The sequence below is a fragment of the Sphingomonas sp. FW306-05-A genome, from assembly GCF_058782275.1.
Genome location: NZ_JBYSXN010000002.1, coordinates 323,068 through 344,163, shown reverse-complemented (window position 1 = coordinate 344,163; position 21,096 = coordinate 323,068). Strand labels below are relative to the sequence as shown.

Annotated in this window: 16 protein-coding genes; 9 read left to right on the top strand and 7 right to left on the bottom strand. The window is 64.8% G+C overall.

Annotated elements, in window-relative coordinates; all coding sequences use genetic code 11:
• Positions 1–17 precede the first annotated feature (17 nt).
• From AC3WJR_RS10485 to AC3WJR_RS10475, 3 genes are all read right to left on the bottom strand, one after another.
• Positions 18–1,238, bottom strand: coding sequence for a DUF6161 domain-containing protein (locus AC3WJR_RS10485; protein WP_492724804.1), 1,221 nt, complete (start codon positions 1,236–1,238; stop codon positions 18–20).
• A gap of 226 nt (positions 1,239–1,464) precedes the next feature.
• Complete coding sequence (locus tag AC3WJR_RS10480; RefSeq protein ID WP_492724802.1) at positions 1,465–2,382, bottom strand: alpha/beta hydrolase; 918 nt, start codon at positions 2,380–2,382, stop codon at positions 1,465–1,467.
• An 80-nt stretch (positions 2,383–2,462) separates the two neighbouring features.
• Positions 2,463–3,662, bottom strand: coding sequence for an acetyl-CoA C-acyltransferase (locus AC3WJR_RS10475; RefSeq protein ID WP_492724800.1), 1,200 nt, complete (start codon positions 3,660–3,662; stop codon positions 2,463–2,465).
• A 251-nt stretch (positions 3,663–3,913) separates the two neighbouring features.
• On the opposite strand from AC3WJR_RS10475, the gene AC3WJR_RS10470 reads away from it, so the two are divergent.
• From AC3WJR_RS10470 to AC3WJR_RS10460, 3 genes are read left to right on the top strand one after another with little or no spacing between them, the layout of a single operon-like run.
• Positions 3,914–4,666: a prepilin peptidase gene (locus AC3WJR_RS10470; protein ID WP_492724798.1), complete on the top strand. Its 753-nt coding sequence runs from the start codon at positions 3,914–3,916 to the stop codon at positions 4,664–4,666.
• On the top strand, positions 4,663–5,145 hold the full coding sequence (locus AC3WJR_RS10465) for a hypothetical protein (RefSeq protein WP_492724796.1): 483 nt from the start codon (positions 4,663–4,665) through the stop codon (positions 5,143–5,145). The genes AC3WJR_RS10470 and AC3WJR_RS10465 overlap by 4 nt, the downstream gene beginning before the upstream one ends.
• Before the next feature lie 13 nt (positions 5,146–5,158).
• Positions 5,159–6,574: a coniferyl aldehyde dehydrogenase gene (locus AC3WJR_RS10460; RefSeq protein ID WP_492724794.1), complete on the top strand. Its 1,416-nt coding sequence runs from the start codon at positions 5,159–5,161 to the stop codon at positions 6,572–6,574.
• A 181-nt stretch (positions 6,575–6,755) separates the two neighbouring features.
• Here the strand turns inward: AC3WJR_RS10460 and AC3WJR_RS10455 are convergent, their stop codons facing one another.
• The 4 genes from AC3WJR_RS10455 to hppD are packed head-to-tail and all read right to left on the bottom strand — an operon-like array spanning position 6,756 to position 10,508.
• A complete protein-coding gene (locus AC3WJR_RS10455; RefSeq protein ID WP_492724792.1) occupies positions 6,756–7,343 on the bottom strand; it encodes a DUF1989 domain-containing protein in 588 nt (195 codons plus the stop codon).
• Positions 7,340–8,047: a guanitoxin biosynthesis heme-dependent pre-guanitoxin N-hydroxylase GntA gene (gene gntA, locus AC3WJR_RS10450; RefSeq protein ID WP_492724790.1), complete on the bottom strand. Its 708-nt coding sequence runs from the start codon at positions 8,045–8,047 to the stop codon at positions 7,340–7,342. The genes AC3WJR_RS10455 and gntA overlap by 4 nt, the downstream gene beginning before the upstream one ends.
• Before the next feature lie 56 nt (positions 8,048–8,103).
• The gene (gene hmgA / locus AC3WJR_RS10445) at positions 8,104–9,390 is read right to left on the bottom strand and encodes a homogentisate 1,2-dioxygenase (protein WP_492724788.1); all 1,287 of its coding nucleotides are present in this window, start codon (positions 9,388–9,390) and stop codon (positions 8,104–8,106) included.
• A gap of 53 nt (positions 9,391–9,443) precedes the next feature.
• The gene (hppD, locus tag AC3WJR_RS10440; protein WP_492724786.1) at positions 9,444–10,508 is read right to left on the bottom strand and encodes a 4-hydroxyphenylpyruvate dioxygenase; all 1,065 of its coding nucleotides are present in this window, start codon (positions 10,506–10,508) and stop codon (positions 9,444–9,446) included.
• Positions 10,509–10,588: 80 nt separating this feature from the next.
• Between hppD and AC3WJR_RS10435 the strand changes: the two genes are divergently transcribed.
• The 6 genes from AC3WJR_RS10435 to AC3WJR_RS10410 all read left to right on the top strand — a co-directional run bounded on the left by AC3WJR_RS10435 (position 10,589) and on the right by AC3WJR_RS10410 (position 21,095).
• Positions 10,589–11,041, top strand: a complete 453-nt coding sequence (locus AC3WJR_RS10435) for a MarR family winged helix-turn-helix transcriptional regulator (protein WP_354282112.1) — start codon at positions 10,589–10,591, stop codon at positions 11,039–11,041.
• Between the two features lie 132 nt (positions 11,042–11,173).
• The gene (locus AC3WJR_RS10430; protein ID WP_492726110.1) at positions 11,174–13,300 is read left to right on the top strand and encodes an autotransporter assembly complex protein TamA; all 2,127 of its coding nucleotides are present in this window, start codon (positions 11,174–11,176) and stop codon (positions 13,298–13,300) included.
• Positions 13,300–17,523, top strand: coding sequence for a translocation/assembly module TamB domain-containing protein (locus AC3WJR_RS10425; protein WP_492724784.1), 4,224 nt, complete (start codon positions 13,300–13,302; stop codon positions 17,521–17,523). Before AC3WJR_RS10430 ends, AC3WJR_RS10425 begins: the two co-directional genes overlap by 1 nt.
• A gap of 62 nt (positions 17,524–17,585) precedes the next feature.
• Positions 17,586–19,082, top strand: coding sequence for a flavin-containing monooxygenase (locus AC3WJR_RS10420; protein ID WP_492724782.1), 1,497 nt, complete (start codon positions 17,586–17,588; stop codon positions 19,080–19,082).
• Positions 19,083–19,320: 238 nt separating this feature from the next.
• Positions 19,321–19,956, top strand: a complete 636-nt coding sequence (locus AC3WJR_RS10415; RefSeq protein WP_492724780.1) for a CerR family C-terminal domain-containing protein — start codon at positions 19,321–19,323, stop codon at positions 19,954–19,956.
• Entirely contained in the window at positions 19,953–21,095 is a 1,143-nt protein-coding gene (locus AC3WJR_RS10410; RefSeq protein ID WP_492724778.1) for an HlyD family secretion protein, read from the top strand. Before AC3WJR_RS10415 ends, AC3WJR_RS10410 begins: the two co-directional genes overlap by 4 nt.
• Position 21,096 lies beyond the last annotated feature (1 nt).

The window sequence follows — 21,096 nt, the reverse complement described above, 5'->3', positions numbered from 1 at the left end:
ATCTAACGTTCTCTAAATTACCTTACCAATAGCTTAGTTAGCAAACCTTGAAGTCCAATATCTCCGGGGCCATCGTCCTTGACAATACCATCTGGTGTAGGACGGAAGAGCGCACTGAGAATAATTTGACGGTCCGTCTCTCCAGCGGCATTCTCACCTGTTAACGCGAGATATGTTGTCGTCATTGTAGCACGCTCTTCCGCATCATTCCGCAGATGATGCTCGCTTAAATACAACTTTGTAAGCAGGCGACCGATCCAGAATACCAAAGTAGACAATAGCAAAAGTCCTCCTGAAACAACCACATATAGTGCGATGGGAGATCTCGAGTTTGATGTATCCGGGTGCGAAAGAAGAATCCACGCACAAAATACAAAAACTGGAGAGAGAACAAGTGCCGAGCATGGAAAGAATAACATTACGAGAAATCGAGCACGTTTTTCACGTTTGCCGTGGCTATCAGCTTTGTTATCCCAATACTCAACCGGAGCCTTCATTCTCATAAACTCTCGATAGTATTTTTCCGTATTATTAATACTGACGACCGCGCTGCCCGCCTTGGTTTCAATCGATGCGACGCTCTCATTTGCCGAATTTTCCCATTCGGTTTGAGTTGCGCGCCATACGCGCCGCCTTGCATCAAATATGCGATGGGCGATGCCGCGAACGCGATCGTTAAGCTCTCGCGTAGCTTTGTCGCGCTCCGCTGCATCATGAGCCAACTTTTCCTGCAGGGTTCGCGTTGCCATTCGGAAGTTTGTCCGCTCGCGCTTTAGCCTATCAGTCCAATCAGCAACATTACGGAGGTCTGGGAACACGCTCAACAGAAGGCCCAACATTTCATCACGTAGCGTCATGTTTGGTGCTGCTAGTCGCTGTTTAAGAAAACCAAGTGCTGCCATCGCAGCAACTTCCCCAGCGCTTTGTCTGATATCGAGAACAGTGGAACCATCTCCTGTGGTCGAAACCATTATTATGCTGTTTTTAAGAGGGTGTAGGTAATCACCAGCATAACTTAACGTATGTCCCTGTGTCTTCAGCGAACTTACTTCGTTGAGTACAGTATTCCATGCGTTTTGAAGTTCGGTTGCTAGGCCATGTCGGTCAGTATGATTGTCGTTTGGCACCATCCAAGCCCATCGGCTGCGTTCCTTCTCAATCCACTTGATAAGTTCGTCATAGGATCGGACTGTAACGTCCTCATCTACCCCTATCGAAAATGTAAGTTGTTCTGCCATTGTCTCTCCCATCTGCACCATACGGAACAGATTGGGCAGGGCAACGTACAACTGGGCAAATAAAAACAGAGAAATTCATGGACGTACCGAAAGTTGCTACACCATTATTCCTTAGAGTCTGGAAATTCACAATTATAATTTATAAAAAACCAATATCCTCAAACTGATAGAATTTCATAATGTTTGCAATTGGCTTCGAACCAGCGTCTCACGCCATGTCAACGCGCTAACCCGCCAACCCACCCCACCGCCCAGCAACAAACGTCGCAACCTCCGCCCGCAACTCCACATCCTCCGGCGTCCCGCCGCCGAACCCGCCATGCGGCATCGCCTCGAACACGTGCAGCTCGGCCGCCACCCCGGCACGGCGCAGCGCCCGGTGCAGCCGGACGGTGGTCGACAGGAACAGGTCGCGCGTGCCCGATTGCAGGAAGGTCGGCGGCAGTCCGCCAAGTTCCCCGAACAGCGGCGACACCAAAGGATCACGCAGGTCGGTGCCGTTCGCATACAGCAGGTTGGTCGCGGCGAGTGACCCCGGCAGCACGACGTCGACCAGCCGGTTGACCGCGAAACTGTCGCCGGATTCGGTCAGGTCCGCTTGCGGCGACAGCAGCACCAGCCCGGCGGGCATCGGCAGCCCTTCGGCGCGTGCGCGGAGCAGCATCGCCACCGCGAGATTGCCGCCCGCCGAGCGGCCTCCGATCACGATGTCGGCGGGGGCGTGGTGCGCGAGGACGTGCGCGTAGGTCGCGACGCAATCGTCGAGCGCGGCGGGGAAGGGGTGTTCGGGCGGCGTGCGATAATCGACGCCGTAGCAGCGCACCCGGTGCTGGTCGGCGTGCATCCGCGCGCCGGTGCGGCACGCGCCGCCGCCGCCGAAGACGAGCGCGCCGCCGTGCAGGTCGATATAGGCGCGCCTGGCGTCGAATGCGCCTTCGGGGGTCGCGACATGCACTCGCGCCGCGCCGACCGTGATCGTCTCGACGGTCGCGCGCAGGCTCCCCGCGATCCCCTCCATCGCCATCGCGTAGCCCGCATCGGCGGCGGTCTTGAGGTCCGCCCAGGCGGCATGGTCCGCCGGATCGGGCAGCACATGGAGCGCGTTGAGCGGCACCCCGTCGGCGCGCACCGCGCGTTCCAGCATCGCGCGCGCTTGCGCCGAGATCGAGCGCGGGGCCGGAACCGTGCGCGCGGGGAGCGCGACGCCGTGGGGGGTGTCCTCGGTTACGCCATCAACTCCACCGCGACTGCGGTCGCCTCGCCGCCGCCGATGCACAGCGATGCGAGCCCACGCTTGCCCCCACGCGTTTCCAGCGCGGAGAGCAACGTCGCGAGGATGCGCGCGCCGCTCGCGCCGATCGGGTGGCCGAGCGCGCAGGCGCCGCCGTTCACGTTGATCCGGTCGTGCGCGATGTCGAGGTCGCGCATCGCGATCATCGCGACGACCGCGAAGGCTTCGTTGACTTCGAACAGGTCGACGTCGCGCGCCGACCAGCCCGCGCGTTCGAGCGTCTTGCGCATCGCGAACACCGGCGCGGTGGTGAACAGCGACGGCGCATGCGCATGCGCCCCATGCGCGACGATCCGCGCGAGCGGGGTGAGGCCGAGCTTCTCCGCGACCGACGCGCGCGTCATCACCAGCGCGGCGGCCCCGTCCGAGATCGACGAGGCATTGGCCGCGGTGATCGTGCCGTCCTTCGAGAAGGCGGGCTTGAACGTCGGGATCTTGGCGACATCGCCCTTGGCGGGTTGCTCGTCGAGGGTGACCGTGGTCGGCCCCTTGCGCCCGGCGACTTCGGTCGGGACGATCTCGCGGTCGAACGCACCCGATTGCTGCGCACGTTGCGCGCGGTGGAGCGATTCGATCGCGTAATCGTCCATCTGTGCGCGCGTGAACTGATAGGCCGCGGCGCTGTCCTCGGCGAAATTGCCCATCAGCTTGCCGGGCTCATACGCATCCTCGAGCCCATCGAGGAACATATGGTCTTTCAGCACATCATGCCCGATCCGGGCGCCGCCGCGGTGGCGCATCGAGAGATAGGGCGCGTTGGTCATGCTCTCCATGCCGCCCGCAACGATCAGGTCGGCCGAGCCCGCCGCGAGCGCATCCGCCGCGAGGATCGCCGCCTGCATCCCCGATCCGCACATCTTGTTGATCGTGGTCGCCTCGACATGGTCGGGCAGCCCGGCCTTGAGCGCGGCCTGGCGCGCGGGGGCCTGGCCGAGCCCGGCGGGGAGGACGCACCCCATGTAGATCCGCTCGATCGCCGATCCCGCGAGCCCCGCACGCTCGACCGCGCCACCGACGGCGGTCGCGCCGAGCTCGGTCGCGGTCGCGCCTGCGAGTGCGCCCTGGAACGACCCCATCGGGGTGCGCGCGTAGGAGACGATGACCACTGGGTCGGCGGTTGGACGGGTGGCCATAATGGGGAACCTCTGATGGAAGCGATCTTCGATATGTTGCGGCGTGACCAACCCAAACCCGTTCGCCCTGAGCGCAGTCGAAGGGCTCCTCGCCAAGCAGACCGAGGCCTGAGGTGCGACAGGGGCTTCGACTTCGCTCAGCCCGAACGGGTGGGGGATTGGGACCGAGCGCTGTCGATCTAGGGCCGACATTGCCGATTTACAAACTATAGCACGGTCCGGAATGACCACCGGAAACCGAGGCAATGCGCATGGATGAGTGGATCTGGCCGGTCCTGCTGGGCGGGCTCGGCGCGATCTTCGGGAGCTTTATCGCGACGATCGTGGTGCGCTGGCCCGAGGGGCGATCGGTGCTGCACGGGCGATCGGCGTGCGACGGATGTGGGGTCGTGCTCGCCCCGCGCGATCTGATGCCGCTGGTGAGCGCGCTGGGGGCGCGGGGGCGGTGCCGTCGCTGCGGCGCGGCGATCGATCCGCGGCATTGGCAGATCGAGGCGATGGCGTTGCTGATCGGCGTCGCGGCTGGGCTGGCGGTGCCGGGGCCGGTCGGGATTGCGGGGGCGGTGTTCGGGTGGCTGCTGCTGACGCTCGGTGCGCTCGACGTGGTGGCGTTCTGGCTGCCCGACGTGTTGACGGTGACGCTGGCGGTGGGGGGATTGGTGACGGGGGTGCTCGGGGTGCCGCCTCCGCTGACCGACCGGCTGATCGGCGGGGGTGTCGGGTTCGTCGCTTTGTGGGCGGTGGGTGCGGGGTACAAGCTTTGGCGTGGGCGGGTCGGGTTGGGCGGGGGCGATCCCAAGCTGCTTGGGGCGATCGGATTGTGGCTGGGGTGGCGGATGCTGCCGACGGTGGTGCTGTTCGCGGCGCTCGTCGGGCTCGGGATTGCGGTGGTCGGGGCGCTTCGCGGGCGGGCGACGACGCTCGCCGACCGGATGCCATTCGGCGCGCTGCTCGCGATCGCGGCTTACCCGGCGTGGCTGATGCTGGTAGGGATGGCGTCATGAATGCGCTTCCGATCCTTGCTGCTCTGATGCTCGCCGCGACCCAGCAGGCCGCACCGAAAGAGGCCCCACCGCCTGCGCCCGTCGTGCCATCGGTCGACGGCCTGCCGATCGGGTCGATCCCGCGGCAGGAGCTGCCGCGCAAGGGGTGCGCAGCGTATCTGTGGACCGCGAGCGGGACGCGTGCGCTGGTCGCGATGGCCACGGGGGGCGGGGGCACCGATCCGGCGCGGTTGCGGCTGTCGATCGCGGGGAAGATCACCGATCTGGACCGCACCGGGCAGCTGGGCGCGATCACCCTCGGCTTCCCCGAAACCACGACCTATGCGGGTGGGGGCGCGACGATCAAGCTGACGCTGGGGATCGAGACGCGGAGCTCGATCACCGACGGCGGGGCGGTGCCGGAGGGCATCCTCCAGCTCGACCGGACGGGACAGGATAGCGTGGTCATCCCGGTGGCGGGGCTGATCGGCTGTACGTAAAGGGAAGACGGGGATGACACTCGACCAGACGCTCACGGCACAACGGCTCGCGTTCAATAGCGAATTGCCCGTTTCGCTGACGGTCCGCAAAGACCGGTTGAAGCGCGCCGCGGCGATGATCGCCGACAATGCCGATGCCTTTTGTGACGCGCTGAGCGAGGATTTCGGACACCGCAGCCGCGAGCAGTCGATGCTGACCGATGTCGCGTCGTCGATCGCGCCGATCCGCCACGCTTTGCGTTCGCTCGACGGCTGGGCGAAGCGCGACAAGCGCGCCGTGCAGTTTCCGCTCGGGCTGCTCGGGGCGCGGGCGTGGGTCGAGTATCAGCCGAAGGGCGTGGTCGGCGTGATCGCGCCGTGGAATTTCCCGGTCAATCTGGTGATGGGGCCGATCGCGGGGATCTTCGCGGCGGGCAACCGCGCGATGGTCAAGACGAGCGAGTTCACCCCGCGCACTGCCGCGCTGTTCGAGACGGTGAGCGCGCAATACTTCGCGCACGACGAACTCGCGTTCTTCAGTGGCGGGCCGGAGGTGGGGAAGGCGTTTTCGGAACTGGCGTTCGACCATCTGATCTTTACCGGCGCTACGGGGATCGGGCGGCACATCCTCCATGCCGCGGCGGACAATCTGACGCCGGTGACGCTGGAACTGGGTGGCAAGTCGCCGGTGCTGATCGGCAAGGACGCCGACATCGCACGCGCGACCGAGCGCGTGGCGATCGGCAAGATGCTCAACGCGGGGCAGATCTGCCTAGCGCCCGATTACATGCTGGTGCCTGAGGCGCAGGAGCAGGCGGTGGTCGACGGGCTGAAGGCGGCGGTGTCGGCGATGTATCCGACGCTGCTGGCGAACCCGGATTACACCGCGATCATCAACGACCGGCACCACAAGCGGCTCGCCGACTGGATCGACGATGCGCGCGCCAAGGGCGCGACGGTCGAGGTGGTCAATCCGGGGGGCGAGGATTTCGCGGGGTCGAATGCGCGCAAGATGCCGCTGCATATCGTGCGGAATGCGACCGACGATATGATCGTGATGCAGGAGGAGATCTTCGGCCCGATCCTGCCGGTGCGCAGCTACACGGGCGGGATCGACAGCGCGATCGACGAAGTGAACCGGCGCGACCGGCCGCTCGGGCTTTATTATTTCGGGCCGGACGAAGGGGAGCGGCGGCGCGTGCTCGACCGGACGATTTCGGGCGGGGTGACGATCGACGACGTGGTGTTCCATGTCTCGATGGAGGATCTGCCGTTCGGCGGGGTTGGGCCGTCGGGGATGGGGTCGTACCACGGGTTCGACGGGTTCAAGACGTTCAGCCACGCCAAGGCGGTGTTCAAGCAGGCGAAGCTGGATGTGGCGAAGCTGGCTGGGTTGAAGCCGCCGTATGGCAAGGCGACGATGACGAGCGTGCGGCGGCAGATGAAGTAGGGATTTTTACCGTCGCTTTCTCTTCTGCTCTTCCCCGGCGAAGGGCGGGGCCTAGTAGCGATTGCCGAGGTAACTGCTTCCAGTCGCCTGCAATCTTCTGTTCCTCTCCTGGGCCCCGGCCTTCGCCGGGGAAGCGTAGTAGGAGTAGGGGGAAGCGGTAAGGGGGAGCCGCTACGAGGGATCAATCCACCCGGTAATGGATCGGCTTGAAACTTCCGCCGTTGCTCGCCGGTGCGGAGCAGGCGGTGAGGCCGATGATCAGGTCCATCTCCGCGCGCAGGACGATATGGTCGCCCGCCTTGCTGATCGGCGGAAGGACGTCGAGCTTCCCCGTCGCGCCATCGACGGTCACGTTCATGAAACAGTTGAACGCGGTCGGGATCATATCGGGCTTTACGCCATAAGGCTCGAGCGCCGCCGCCAGATTGCCGAAGCAGCCGCGATGCGGCGGCAAGTCGGGATAGAAATGGTGGAACGTGTCGTACGAACATGGCGTCAGCAGGAAATCGTGCCGCCCGACCGTATCCTCGACGATCGTCAGCATCGGTCGCGAGCGGTTCGAATACAGCAGATTGCCGGTCGTCAGGTAGATCGTCTCGGCATAATCGAGCGTCCGGCCCGACGAGATGACCTCGGCCAGATCCTCTGCATTGTACGCGAGCAGATCCGCGACCTGTACCCCGCGCGGGTCGATCACGGTCAGCGTCTGTCCCGCTGCCAGCCGGAACGCATCCCCGCTCCGCTCGGGGATCTCGACGACGTCGCTCATTCGCGAGCGCCCGAATAACGGAACGGGCAGGCCCAGGCCTCGTCGACGACGCGTCCGCTATATTGCCGCGCTTCGCTCATCTCGCCGTGGCGCGCGAGCATCGGGTTGCGCGATCCCGCGAGGACCTCGTCGCGCGTCAGGATCTTCTCGCGCATGCCCTCATATTTGCCCTGCGCGCGCAGCGTCTCGAACTGGTCGTGCAGGTTGAACACCATGGTCGGGCGCGCGAAGCGGCGCGCGGGGCGGCTGGCATTGGGGTGGAGGCCGACGATAAAGAACGCTTCGCCGCCGAAGCTCAGCGAGAAATGTGGGCTGTCGGGATCGGTGCTGACGGTCGTGTCATAGCCTTGCCCGCGCCAGACGTCCTTGTCCGAAATCGACTGCACGCGTTGCCACAGTGCGGCCTCGAACTGTTGCTCGGTCAAATCGTCCGGGCCGTCGAAGATCACCGCGAAGCTGCGAAACAGCCCCGGATCCTTGCGATAGGCGGCGGCGAAATGCATCAGCCCGTCGTGGATGCGCAAATCGTCCCAGGCGCTGTCGAGCCGGTCGCAAGCGAGGACGGACAATGTTCCCTTGGCAAGCGCGGCCTTGGCACCGACGCAGGGAAAGTGGGCCTCCGCGACATGCGCGTCGAGCAGAGCTTGGAAGTCGTGCTGCGCACGGTGTTTCCAGGGGAACAGGGGGGTCTGGGGCGTAGGCATAGACAGACAAGACTCTTGCGTCGGATGCCAGTTCCGCGAATTCATGCTGATAAGAGTTAAGCCTTCGGAAGTTGCGCTTTGGGAAAACCAGACCAGGCCGCATCGTAATCTTCGTCGAGCGCACTCGTTTCTGCAGCGAATCGGGTTGGCGTGAAGACCCAGCGGCTTTCGATCATGAACGCCATCGTGCCGTCGATCTTGCGCGGGGCGAGGGGCGCGTTGCTGGCGGCGTCCCAGGTCGCGACATCGGGGCCGTGGCCACTCATCTGATTGTGGAGCGACAGCGCGCCGGGGACGAAGCCGTCCGCTTTGGCGTCATATTCGCCTTTGAGGAGGCCCATGCACTCGCTCATCGTGTTGCGGTGGAACCACGGCGGGCGGAACGTGTCCTCTGCCACCATCCAGCGCGGCGGGAAGATCACGAAATCGACATTGGCGGTGCCGGGCACGTCGCTGGGCGAGGTGAGGACGGTGAAGATCGACGGATCGGGATGATCGAAGCTGATGCTGCCGATCGTGTTAAACCGCGCGAGATCATATTTGCACGGCGCATAATTGCCGTGCCACGCGACGACGTCGAGCGGCGAGCGGCCGAGGTTGGTGGTCCACAGGCTGCCAAGGAATTTCTGGACGAGTTCGTATTCGCCCTCGACGTCCTCATACCAGGCGACCGGCGTCTCGAAGTCGCGCGGGTTGGCGAGGCCGTTCGCGCCGATCGGGCCGAGGTCGGGGAGGCGGAACGGCGCGCCGTGGTTCTCCGCGACATAGCCGCGCGCGCTGCCGTCGGGGAGGGTGACGCGGAAGCGCACGCCGCGCGGGATGATCGCGACTTCGCCGGGGGTGAGGTCGATTTTTCCGAGCTCGGTGTAGAGCGTGAGGCGGCCTTGTTGCGGGAGGATCAGGAGTTCGCCGTCAGCCGAGACGAACGCGCGGTTCACCATGTCCCTGGTCGCGCGGTAGATATGCATCGCGACGCCGGTCTGTGTCTTGGGGCCTTCGCCTGCGACGAGCATTGTCGTGAGGGAATCGAGCCAGTCGGCGTCTTGCGTTTCGAGCGGTCCCCAGCGGAGGCGGTTGGGGGCGAGCGGTTCGTCTGCGGTGCCGGGGGCGAAGAGGAGGGCTCCCTCGTAGCGCGTGAAGGCGGGGTGCGCGGCGGAGGGGCGCAGGCGGTAGAGCCATGAGCGCTTGTTCTCGTGGCGCGGCGCGGTGAAGGCGCTGCCGCTGAGTTGCTCGGCGTAGAGGCCGAACGCTGGTTTTTGGGGGGAGTTGCGGCCGATGGGGAGCGCGCCGGGGATGGCTTCGGTGGCGAAGTGGTTGTTGAAGCCGGTCATGGGGTCGGTCATTGCGCTCTCCAGCCTTTGGGGGCGGTGCTCGTTACTGCCCCACCCCAAAAGCCTCAAGCCTCAACCGCCCCCGGCACCACGCCCCGCCGGATCTGGTCCAGCTCGATGCTTTCGAACAACGCCTTGAAATTCCCCTCGCCAAAGCCGTCATTGCCCTTGCGCTGGATGATCTCGAAGAAGATCGGCCCGACCATATTCTCGGTGAAGATCTGCAACAGCAGCCCGCCACCCGTCTCCGGCGCGCCGTCGATCAGGATGTCGCGCTTGCGCATTTCCTCGACGTCGTGGTTGTGCCCGGGTAGGCGCTTGTCGATCAGGTCGAAATAGGTCTGCGGCGTCGTCTGGAACCGCACGCCGTTCGCACGCAGCGTATCGACCGTCTTGAAGATGTCGTCGGTCGCGAGTGCCAGATGCTGGATGCCTTCGCCCTTATAGTCCTTGATGAACTCCTCGATCTGCGAATGCTCGTCCTGGCTTTCGTTCAAGGGAATGCGGATCTTGTCGTCGGGCGCGGTCATCGCCTTGGAGAACAGGCCCGTCGCCTGACCCTCGATGTCGAAATAGCGGATCTGGCGGAAGTTGAAGATCCGCTCGTAATAATCCGCCCAATAGGCCATCCGACCGCGCTGGAGATTGTGCGTGAGGTGATCGAGCGTGTGGAGCCCGACGCTGTTGTCGTCCACGCCCGCGCCCTCGACCGGGGTGAAGTCGGTCTCGTAGATCCGCGACTTTTCATCGACCAGATACAGGTTTGCGCCGCCGATGCCCTCGATCGCGGGGAGGTCGAGCTCATCCGGGCCGACGGCGCCCTTCACGGCAACCGCGCCGCGCTCGACCGCCATCTTCAGCGCGTCCTCGCCGTCGGCAACGCGGAACGCCATCGCATTGGCCGAGGGGCCGTGCGTATCGCGGAAGCCCGCGACCTGGCCCGCATCATCCATGTTGAGCAGGAAGTTGATGTCGCCCTGCGCGTAGCGGCGGACGTTCTTCGACTTGTGGTTGCCGACATGGGTGAAGCCCATCTTGACGAACAGGTCGGCCATCGCCTCGGGGTTGGGCGAGGTGAATTCGACGAATTCGAACCCGTTCAGGCCCATCGGGTTTTCGGTGGCAGTCATCGCATCGGCTCCGAGATGGTTTCAGATGTAACGATATAGCGGCCTTGCCAACCACGGTCCATCCCTTATCCCCTTGTTCCATGACGACGCTCAAGCTCGACCAGTTCCTGCCGTATCGCCTGTCGATCGTGTCGAACCGCGTTTCGGCGGCGGTGGCGAGCACGTATCAGGCATTGTTCGGGCTCAAGATCCCCGAATGGCGGCTGGTCGCGATCATCGCCGAGAGCGAGGGTGCGACGCAGCAGGCGCTGGGATTGGCGACGCGGATGGACAAGGTGACGGTCAGTCGCGCCGCCGCCACGCTGGTCGAGCGCGGGCTGGTCGAGCGCAAGCCCAATGCGAACGACCAGCGATCGCACCTGTTGACGCTGACCGATGCGGGATGGACGCTGTACGAAAGCGTCGCGCCCAAGGCGCTCGAACTGGAAGCGCGTGTTTTCGCCGGGTTCAGCGCGGCCGAGATCAAGAGCTTTCGGGCGATGCTCGACCGGCTGGAAAGCTCGGCAGCACCGTTCGATGCGGAGCGTGCCTAACGGTTCGTCGCAACTGTCGGCAGGATGTGTAATTGCGCGGAAACCATTTTCGTTTCGCGCGTTAGGGACGCTGAGCGAAGGACCACAAAACCGGACTTCGTGCGAAGTGGGGAAGTTTAAGTCTTGATTTCATTGGCGTATTCGAGCGGGCTTCTCGCCATCGCGGTAGCAAGCCTGCAACAGGCGCCATCCCCTGCGACACAGGTACCGACTGGCGTGGGGCAAAGTGCCGGACAGGCGTCCGAGCCGCCGATCGTATCCGATCCCGAGTTCGACAAGGCGCTCCCTGCGCTCAGTAACGACATCAACGCGCCGCTTGAGCCGATGATCCCGGTTCCGGTCACGCCATCGGGCACCCCTGTCGCGCCGCAGCCCGCGACGCCGGTCGCGGGGGCCCCAGTGCAAGGGGCTCCGGTCACGACGACGCCTGCGCCCGACATTCCCGCCGATATCGCGCAGCCGCTTCAGCCGCTCGCTAGTTACGATACCACGCCGCTGGTCGACGTTGCGGTCAAGGACGAGAAGGCCCCCGAGATCCGCTATGAAACGGTGATCCGTGGTCTCGACCCACTCAAGCTGACCGCGCAATTCAATGGCTTGTCCGCGCTCAAGGGCGGCAAGGGCAAGGCCCCCAACGGCACCGTCATCGCTGCGCGCGGGCGTGAGGACGAGCAGCTCGCGATCCGGCTGATGAAGAGCCTGGGCTATTACGATGGCACCGCGGTTTCGACGATCGAAACGGTTCCCAACGACAAGACGCGCGTCAAGGCGATCGTGTCGGCGACGCCGGGCAAGCAATACAAGCTCGGCACGATTGTGGTGAAGGCGGATCCGACGATCCCGCCGACGCTGATCCGCGACGCGCTGCCGCTCAAGGTCGGCGAGCCGATCGACGCTTTGCGCGTGCAGGGCGCGGAGGCGAACGTCGCGCTGACTTTGCCGCAGCAGGGCTATCCCTTCGCGAAGGTCGGCGAACGCGACATCCTGCTCGACGATCTGGCGGGCACGGGCGACTATACGCTGCCGGTTGAAGTCGGGGCGCGGTCGTCGTTCGGGACGACCACGACCGAGGGGCGGCTCGCTTTTGGGGCGGATCATGTCCGGGTGTTGCAACGGTTCAAGCCGGGGGAACTGTACGACAATCGCAAGGTCGACGATCTGCGCGCGGCGATGGTCGCGACGGGGTTGTTCTCGACCGTTTCGGTCGAACCCAAGCCGACCGGGAACATCAACCCGGACGGAACCGAGCAAGTCAATCTGCTGGTCGAGCAGGAGCGCGGCAAGCCGCGTTCGCTGTCGGTCAGCGGCGGGTACAGCACGGGTCAGGGCGTGCGGGTCGAGGGCGCGTTCACGCATCGCAACGTCTTCCCGCCCGAAGGCGCGCTGATCGGGACTGCGGTCGTGGGGACGCAGGAACAGGGCGTGAGCGGGACGTTCCGTCGCTCAAATGCCGGGCGTCGCGACCGCACGGTGACGTTGACGGCTGGCGTCAACCACTCCAATTACGACGCGTTCGACGCCTTCACCGCCACGCTTTCGGGCCGGATCTCGTACGATTCGACGCCGCTTTGGCAGAAGAGATTCACCTATGCTTACGGTTTCGAACTCGTCGGCACGAACGAGAGCGTTTACGACTTCAACCGCGGCGAGCGCGTTCGCGGGACCTACTTCATTGCGGCGCTGCCGGGGCAGGTCCAGTTCGATCGGTCGGACAGTTTGCTCAACCCGACCAAGGGCTATCGCCTCAAGCTTAGCGTCAGTCCCGAAAGCTCGGTGCGTGGCGCGGTGCGGCCGTATGCGCGGACGCTGATCGAGGCGAGCGCTTATTATCCGGTCGGGCAGAGCATCGTGATCGCGGGCCGTGTGCGCGCAGGATCGATCCCAGGGATCGACCGCGACGACCTGGCGCCGTCGCGGCGCTATTATGGCGGCGGCGGCGGATCGGTGCGCGGCTATGGCTATCAGCGGCTCGGGCCGCTCGACCCCGACGGCAACCCGGTCGGCGGACGCAGCATCAACGAGTTCGCGCTCGAGGCACGCTATCGCTTCGGCAATTACGGGATCGTGCCGTTCATCGACGCCGGTAACGCCTATAGCAGCGTGTTGCCCAAGGGATCGGACCTGCGCTTCGGCGCGGGCATCGGCGGCCGCTTCTATACCAACTTCGGGCCGATGCGCGTTGACGTCGCAACCCCGCTCAATCCACGCCCGGGCGACGGCAAGGTCGCGCTCTATATCTCGATCGGACAAGCCTTCTGATGGCGGATGAAGAGACCGTCGTCGTTGCACGGCGCCCGTTGTGGCAGCGGATCATCAAGTGGATTGCAGTAACGCTCGGCGTGCTGGGCCTGTTGGCGATGGGGATCGTCTTCGGGCTGGATACCGCGCCCGGCCGGCGCGTGATCGCCAATTTCATCGGGGATTATAAAACCGCAGGTGGGCTCAACATCCGCGTCGGTCGGATCGAGGGATCGATCTACGGCAAGATGGTGCTCAACGACCTGCGGGTGAGCGATCCGCAGGGCGTGTTCCTGTCGTCGCCGCGGATCGCGGTCGACTGGCGGCCGTTCGATTACGTCAAGAACCATGTCAACGTGCTGTCGGCGCAGGCGAACCTCATCACGATGACGCGCTCGCCCGTGTTCAAGCCGACGCCGACCGACCCCAATGCGCCGATCCTGCCCGATCTCGACATCGACATCGGTCGCCTGACGGTCGATCGCATGGTGCTGGGCAAGGCCGTGATGGGCTCGGCCCACATCATCAAGATCGACGGCGCGACGCACATTGCGGACAAGCGCGCGCAGATCACCGCGAACGTCGATGCGCTGACCGGCCCCGGCATCGCGGGCGGCGACACGTTGCGCCTCAAGCTCGACGCAGTGCCTGATGCCAACCGGTTCGGGATCGACGCGCGGATCACCGCGCCCGCACGCGGCGTCGTCGCGGAGATGAGCGGGCTCAAGGCACCGCTCGACTTCACCATTGCCGGTAAGGGCGCATGGAGCGCGTGGACCGGCAAGGCGACCGGAACACTTGGCGGCGCACAGTTCGCTGACCTCAACCTGTCCGCCCGCAACGGCTTCTTCCAGGTGCGCGGGACGACCAAGCCCGGACTCTATCCCGGTGGCGCACCCAAGGACGAGGCGACCCCGACCAACCCGATCGCGCGGATCACCGCGCCGGCACTCGACGTATCGATCGATGCGCGGCTCAACGAGCGCAAGGTCGACACCGTCGTCGCGCTCAAGTCGGACGCGATGGCGGTCAACGCCAAAGGTCTGATCGATCTCGCGCAAAGCGCCTTCGGTCAGTTCGCAGTCGAGGCGAAATTGCTCAAGCCCGGTGCGATCCTTCCCAACCTCAACGGACGTGACGTCAATGCGCGCGTCGTGCTCGACGGCAAGTTCGCGACCCCGACGGTCAATTACGTCATCAGCGCGGGCGTGCTCGGTTTCGGCGAGACTGCCGTGCAGCAATTGTACGCCTCGGGTCTGGCGCGCGTGAACGCGGACCATATCGTGATCCCGGTCGCGGCGCGTGCCGCGCGGGTTACCGGCCTTAACGCCGCGGCGGGCGGCTTGCTCGATGCGGTTGCGATCAACGGCAGCTTCGCGATCGCCAACGGCAAGGTGCTGTCGGACAATCTGCGGATCCGCTCGCGCAAGATCGATGCGACCGCATTGGTCGTCGCCGATCTCGCCAAGGGCACGTATCGCGCCGCGCTCAACGGGCGGGTCAACGATTACCGCGTCGAGAGTTTCGGGATCGTCAGCCTCAAGACCGACGCCAAGCTCGTCACCATGCCCGGCGGGTTTGGGATCACCGCGCACGTCGCGGCACGCACGTCGCAGATCTTCAACGAAGGCGCGCGCAATTTCCTCGGCGGCAACGCTGCGGTGACGGCGGATGTCGGGTATGATCCGAACGGGATCATCACCTTCCGCAACCTGCGAATGAACGCACCCCAGTTCCGCGTGACGCGCGGGCAGGGGCGCTATGATCCGCGTGGGCCGCTCGCGGTCGATGCGGATGCCTATTCGACGCAATATGGCCCGCTGTTCGCGCGCGTTACGGGCACCGCGACCAAGCCGGTCGTGCTGCTGCGCGCACCACGTCCGGGCGTCGGGATCGGGCTCGTCAATCTGGAGGCCCGTGTCCGCGGGACGGGGTCGAGCTATCTCGTCGTTGCCAAGGGTGGCACCAACTACGGTCCGTTCAGCGCCGATCTCAACGTGGTGCCCGCGGCACCGCTGACCGTCGACATTCGTAATGCGCGCTTTGCGGGCATCGACTTCAAGGGTCGTGTCCAGCAGCTTGCGGCAGGGCCGTTCGGTGGGCGGATCACTTTCGCGGGTTCGGGCATCAGCGGGGCAGCATTGCTCGGCGCGCAGGGCCAGTATCAGAAGGTCGACGTCGCGGCGCGCGCGAGCAACGCAAAGATTCCGGGTCTGGTGGACTTCACGATCGGTCGCGCGATCGTCAACGCCCGCGCGATCCTTACCCCGACGCCGCAAGTCGTCGCAGACGCACAGGTTGCCGATCTGCGCTACGGCCCGACGGTCATTTCGACCGCACGCGCCAAGGTGAACTACGCCGGTGGTTCGGGCACCGCGCAGCTTGTCGCTGCGGGTTCGAACGGCGTGCCGTTCCGCCTTGCCGCCAACGCGCGGCTCAGCCCCAAGCAGTGGCTTGCGGCGCTCCAGGGCCAAGCCAATGGCATCGGCTTCCGCACCGCCAACCCGGCGCGGATCGATATCGACGGATCGAACTACCGGCTTCAGCCAACGCGGATCGACTTCGACAATGGGTCGGCGCGCGTCGCCGCGGTCTATGGCTCGGGGCTGTCCGCACAGCTTCGGCTCGACAAGCTCGACCTGTCGGTAGCGAACGCCTTCGTTCCGGATCTCGGGCTCGGTGGTGCGGTGACGGGGTCGATGGACTATGCGCAGCCGCGCGGCGCTTCGGTCCCCAAGATCGCTGGCCAGTTCCGCATCGCCAACTTCACGCGTTCGAGCCTCGCCAGCGTGTCCGAGCCGGTCGACGTGATTGGCCAGATCGGCCTGACCGACGCGGGCGGCGAAGCACGTGCGCTCGTCCAGCGCGGTGGCACGACGGTGGGCCGGATGGTCGCTACGTTGCGGCCGCTCGGTGGCGGCGACAGCTGGGTCTCGCGACTGATGGCGGCGCCGCTTTCGGGGGGCATTCGCTACAACGGTCCTTCGGGCGTGCTGTTCTCGCTCGCCGGGCTCAGCCGTCAGCAATTGTCGGGGGCAATCGCCATCGCTGCGGACTTCAACGGCCGGGTCGATGCGCCGCAGTTGAACGGTGTCATCCGTGCGGACTCGCTGACCTATGACAATGAAGTCTATGGCACGCGTCTCAGCCAGATGAAGATCGCGGGGCGGTTCACCAACGATCGGCTCGAAATCACGCAGTTGTCGGCGCGCGCGGGCGAGGGCACGGTCCAGGCACGTGGCTCGGTCGGGTTCGCGGCGGCTTCGGGTTTCCCGATCGATATCCAGGCGACGCTAAACAACGCGCGGCTGGCGCGGAGCGATGCGCTGGGTGCGACCGCGACGGGCACGATCGCGATCACCAACTCGAAGGCGAATGGCGGATTGATCAAGGGCGACCTGACGATCCCCAATGCACGCTATGAGATCATTCGTCAGGGGCAGGCGGAAGTCGCCGAACTGACGGGGGTCCGCCGTAAGAGTGATCTGGTCAAGAATGCTGCCGCGCCCAAGGCGGAAGCGCCGGTTGGCTTGTTCAAGCTCGATATCCGGATCCGGGCGGACAACCAGTTGTTCGTGTCGGGCATGGGGCTCGAGTCCGAATGGGAGATGGACATGCGGGTCGCCGGTACGTCGGCAGCACCGCAGATCCTCGGGCGCCTGCAACTGGTGCGCGGTACCTATTCGTTCGCGGGCAAGCGGTTCGAAGTCACCAAGGGCGACATTCGCTTCGACGGTGGGGCGCTGACCGATCCGGTGATCGACATCAGTGCGACCACCACGACGAGCGACGTCGAAGTCACAATCAACGTGACGGGCACGGGGCAGCGTCCGCAGATCGCGTTCACCTCGACCCCGGCACTGCCGCAGGACGAAGTGCTCAGCCGCCTGTTGTTCGGCAGCTCGGTGACCAACCTTTCGGCGATCCAGGCGGTCCAGCTCGCTTCGGCGCTCAACTCGCTGCGCGGGTCGGGGGGTGGTCTCAACCCGCTCGGCAAGCTGCGCTCGGCGACCGGAATCGACCGGTTGCGCGTGCTTGGCGCGAATGAGGCGACCGGGCAGGGGACGTCGCTTGCGGCAGGCAAGTATCTGACCGACGACATTTATGTCGAAGTGATCACCGATGCGCGCGGGTTCACCGCAACGCAGCTGGAGGTTTCGCTGACCAAGACGCTGAGCGTTCTGTCGCAGGCCGGGTCGTTTGGAGGGTCGAACGTCACGGTGCGCTACAGAAAGGATTTCTGATCGCAACCTAATGCTTCCCCGAGGGTCTGATATGACATAATCATGACCCTCGGAGAGCGATGATGACACAGCGCACGGCAGAGCATTTCGACGTGGTCGTGGTTGGTGCCGGGATATCCGGAATCGGCGCGGGATATCACCTTCAGACACAATCGTCCGATCGCAGCTATGTCATCCTTGAGGGACGCGCGCAGCTTGGCGGGACGTGGGACCTGTTCCGCTATCCCGGGATACGGTCCGACTCCGACATGTACACGCTGGGCTATTCGTTCCGGCCGTGGACCGAGGCCAAGGCGATCGCGGACGGGCCATCGATCCTCAACTACGTGACCGAGACCGCGCGCGATTTCGGGATCGATCGGCACATCCGCTTCGGCCACCACGTCAAGCGCGCGGCTTGGTCCACGCCGGATGCGTGCTGGCGAGTCGAGGCGGATGGGCCGGACGGGCCGGTCGTGTTTACCTGCGCGTTCCTGTTCATGTGCAGCGGCTATTATAATTACGCCCAAGGGCACACGCCCGAATGGCCGGGGACCGAGGCGTTTGCGGGGCGAATCGTCCATCCGCAATTCTGGCCCGGTGACCTCGACTATGCGGGGAAGGAAGTCGTCGTCATCGGCAGTGGCGCGACCGCGGTGACGCTGGTGCCGGCGATGGCGGACAGTGCGTCGCACGTGACGATGCTCCAGCGGTCCCCCACCTATGTCGTGTCGCGTCCGGCGGAGGATGCGGCGGCCAACTGGCTGCGGCGCAAATTGCCCCCAAAGCTCGCCTATCGGCTGGTGCGGTGGCGCAACGTGTTGATGGGGATGCTGTTCTTCAATCTTGCGCGCAAACGGCCGGCGCAGACCAAGGAACGGCTGATCGGGCTGGTGCGCGATCAGCTCGGGCCCGACTATGACGTCGCGACGCATTTCACGCCGAGTTACAATCCGTGGGACCAAAGGTTGTGTCTCGTACCCGATGCCGACCTGTTCGAAGCGATCAAGCAGGACCGCGCATCGGTCGTGACCGATCGGATCGTGCGCTTTAGCCGCAACGGGTTGCTGCTGGAGTCGGGCACCGAGCTTCCGGCGGACGTGGTGGTCACCGCGACCGGGCTCGAGCTGCAGTTGCTGAGCGACGTCGCGTTCAGCGTCGACGGGGTGCCGGTCGATCTGACCGAGACGTTCAACTACAAGGGGATGATGTACAGCGACGTGCCCAACATGGCGTCGTCGTTCGGCTACACCAACGCCTCCTGGACGCTCAAGGCGGACCTGACCTGTGGTTATGTCTGCCGCTTGCTCAACACGATGAAGAAGCGCGGGTTGCGGCAGGCGACCCCGCGGGTCGGCGGAGCGGATCTGGCTCCTGCGCCGTTCCTCGATTTCACCTCGGGCTATGTCACGCGCGCGATGGCGAAGTTTCCCAAGCAGGGGAGCAAGGCCCCGTGGCGCGTCCACCAGAATTACGCACGCGATCTGCTCGCGTTGAAATACGGGTCGGTTGATGACGGGATGGAGTTTTCCAATCCGGTGCCTGCGCGCAAGGGTGTGGCGCGGAAGGAAGCGGCCTGATTTCGCCTGTTGCCGCTTCCTCGGCGAAGGCCGGGGCCCAGGAGCGGACCGGATGAAGGTGATAGGCTGCGCTTCGTTACCTTGGACATTGCGACTGGGCCCCGGCCTTCGCCGGGGAAGCGCTGGTAGAGGGAAGGCGCACCGGTAAACCCGGGAACCCAACCCGTAACCAAATGTTTCTCGCGCATTGCTGTATCGCAACTTGCCCTGTTCGTTCGATCGAACTAGAGGCGCTCCCGTGTTGCAGCAACGACTCCTCGACATTGCCATCGCCGAATTTGGGGCCAAGGGCCTCGAGGGCGCGAGTACGCGTGGGATCGCCAAGGCGGCGGGGACGGCGATGTCGTCGATCACCTATCATTACGGCGGCAAGGAAGGGTTGTACCTTGCCGCTGCCGACCATATCGCGGCGCAGATCGGCGAGCATATGGCCCCCGCGCTGGAGCTCGGCGCGCTGTCGCCGGGCATGACTGCCAGTGCCGCGCGGACTGCGATCCAGCACATCCTCGCGCGCTTCATCGAGACGATGGGCACCAAGAACAGCGCGTTCTCCCTGTTCATCGTGCGCGAGCAGATGGAGCCGACCGAGGCGTTCGACCGCATCTATGGCGGGCTGATGGGCAAGCTGCTCGAAACGATCGTCGAACTCGTGCGCATCGCGACGGGGCGGCAGGATCCGTTCGCCTGCGAGGTCGCGGTTCTCACGCTGATGGGCCAGATCGTCATGCTGCGCGCCTCGCGCGCGACCGCGCTCAAATTGCTGCGCCGCCCGAGCCTCGATGCCGATGCGCTGACCGCGCTCGCCGCCCGGATCGCGGCGAATACCGACGCCATTCTCGACCGCATGATTGCCGAACGACAGGAGCTTCCATGAGCGACGACCAAAACGCCGCCAAGCAGGACGACGCCCAGGAGGCGGACAAGCAGAACGAAAGCCAGGATGGCGACGAGAAGAACGACGCGCCCAAGAAGCCGTCGATCTTCAAGAAGCCGCTGTTCTGGATCATCCTGATCGCGGTGGTCGCGGCAGTCGCGATCGGTGGGACGCTCTATTATCTCGACGCGCGCCAGTATGAATCGACCGATGACGCGTTCGTCGACGCGCATATCGTGCGGCTCGCGCCCAAGGTCGCGGGGACGCTCAAGGCGGTCGCCGACATCGACAACCGCCATGTCGAGGCAGGGCGGTTGCTCGCGGTGATCGAGGCGTCGAGCACCGGCGCGCAGGTTGCCGAAGCACAGGCCAACGTGAAGCAAGCCGAAGCGCAGTTCGAGCAAAGCCGCGCGCAAGTCGCCGCGGCGCAGGCCAATCGTGACCAGGCGGTCGCCTCCGCCCGCGCACCGCTCGCGACGGCGGCGAAGGCGCAGCAGGATCTCGCGCGCTACGAAGCGTTGTTGCGGATCGATCCGTCGGCGGTGGCGGGGCAGCAGCTCGACGCCGCCCGCGCGACCGCGCGCTCGACCGCGGCGGATGCCGCCGCCGCGCGTCAGCAGATCGACAGTGCGGACGCCAACATCCTCGTCGCGCGCAAGCAGGTGAACGCGTCGCGCGCGGTGATCGATGCGCGCAAGGCTTCGGTCGAGCAGGCGAACATCACGCTCGGCGACAACCGGTTGGTCGCGCCAGTGTCGGGGCAGGTGGTCAACCGCTCGGTCAACGTCGGCTCCTATGTCGGCCCGGGCACGCAGTTGATGGCGATCGTCCCCGATCATGTCTGGGTGACCGCGAACTTCAAGGAAACGCAGTTGCGCGACATGAAGATCGGCCAGCGCGTTGAGATCAAGGTCGACGCCTATCCCGACGTCAAGTTCGTCGGCCGCGTGGACTCGGTCCAGCGCGGCGCGGGCCAGGCGTTCGCGCTGCTCCCGCCGCAGAACGCCACGGGCAATTACGTCAAGGTCGTCCAGCGCGTTCCGGTGCGGATCGAGTTCGACGCCAAGAACGGTCCCGATCCGCGCAAATATCCGCTCGGCCCCGGCATGTCGGTGATCCCGACGGTCAAGGTCCGCTGAG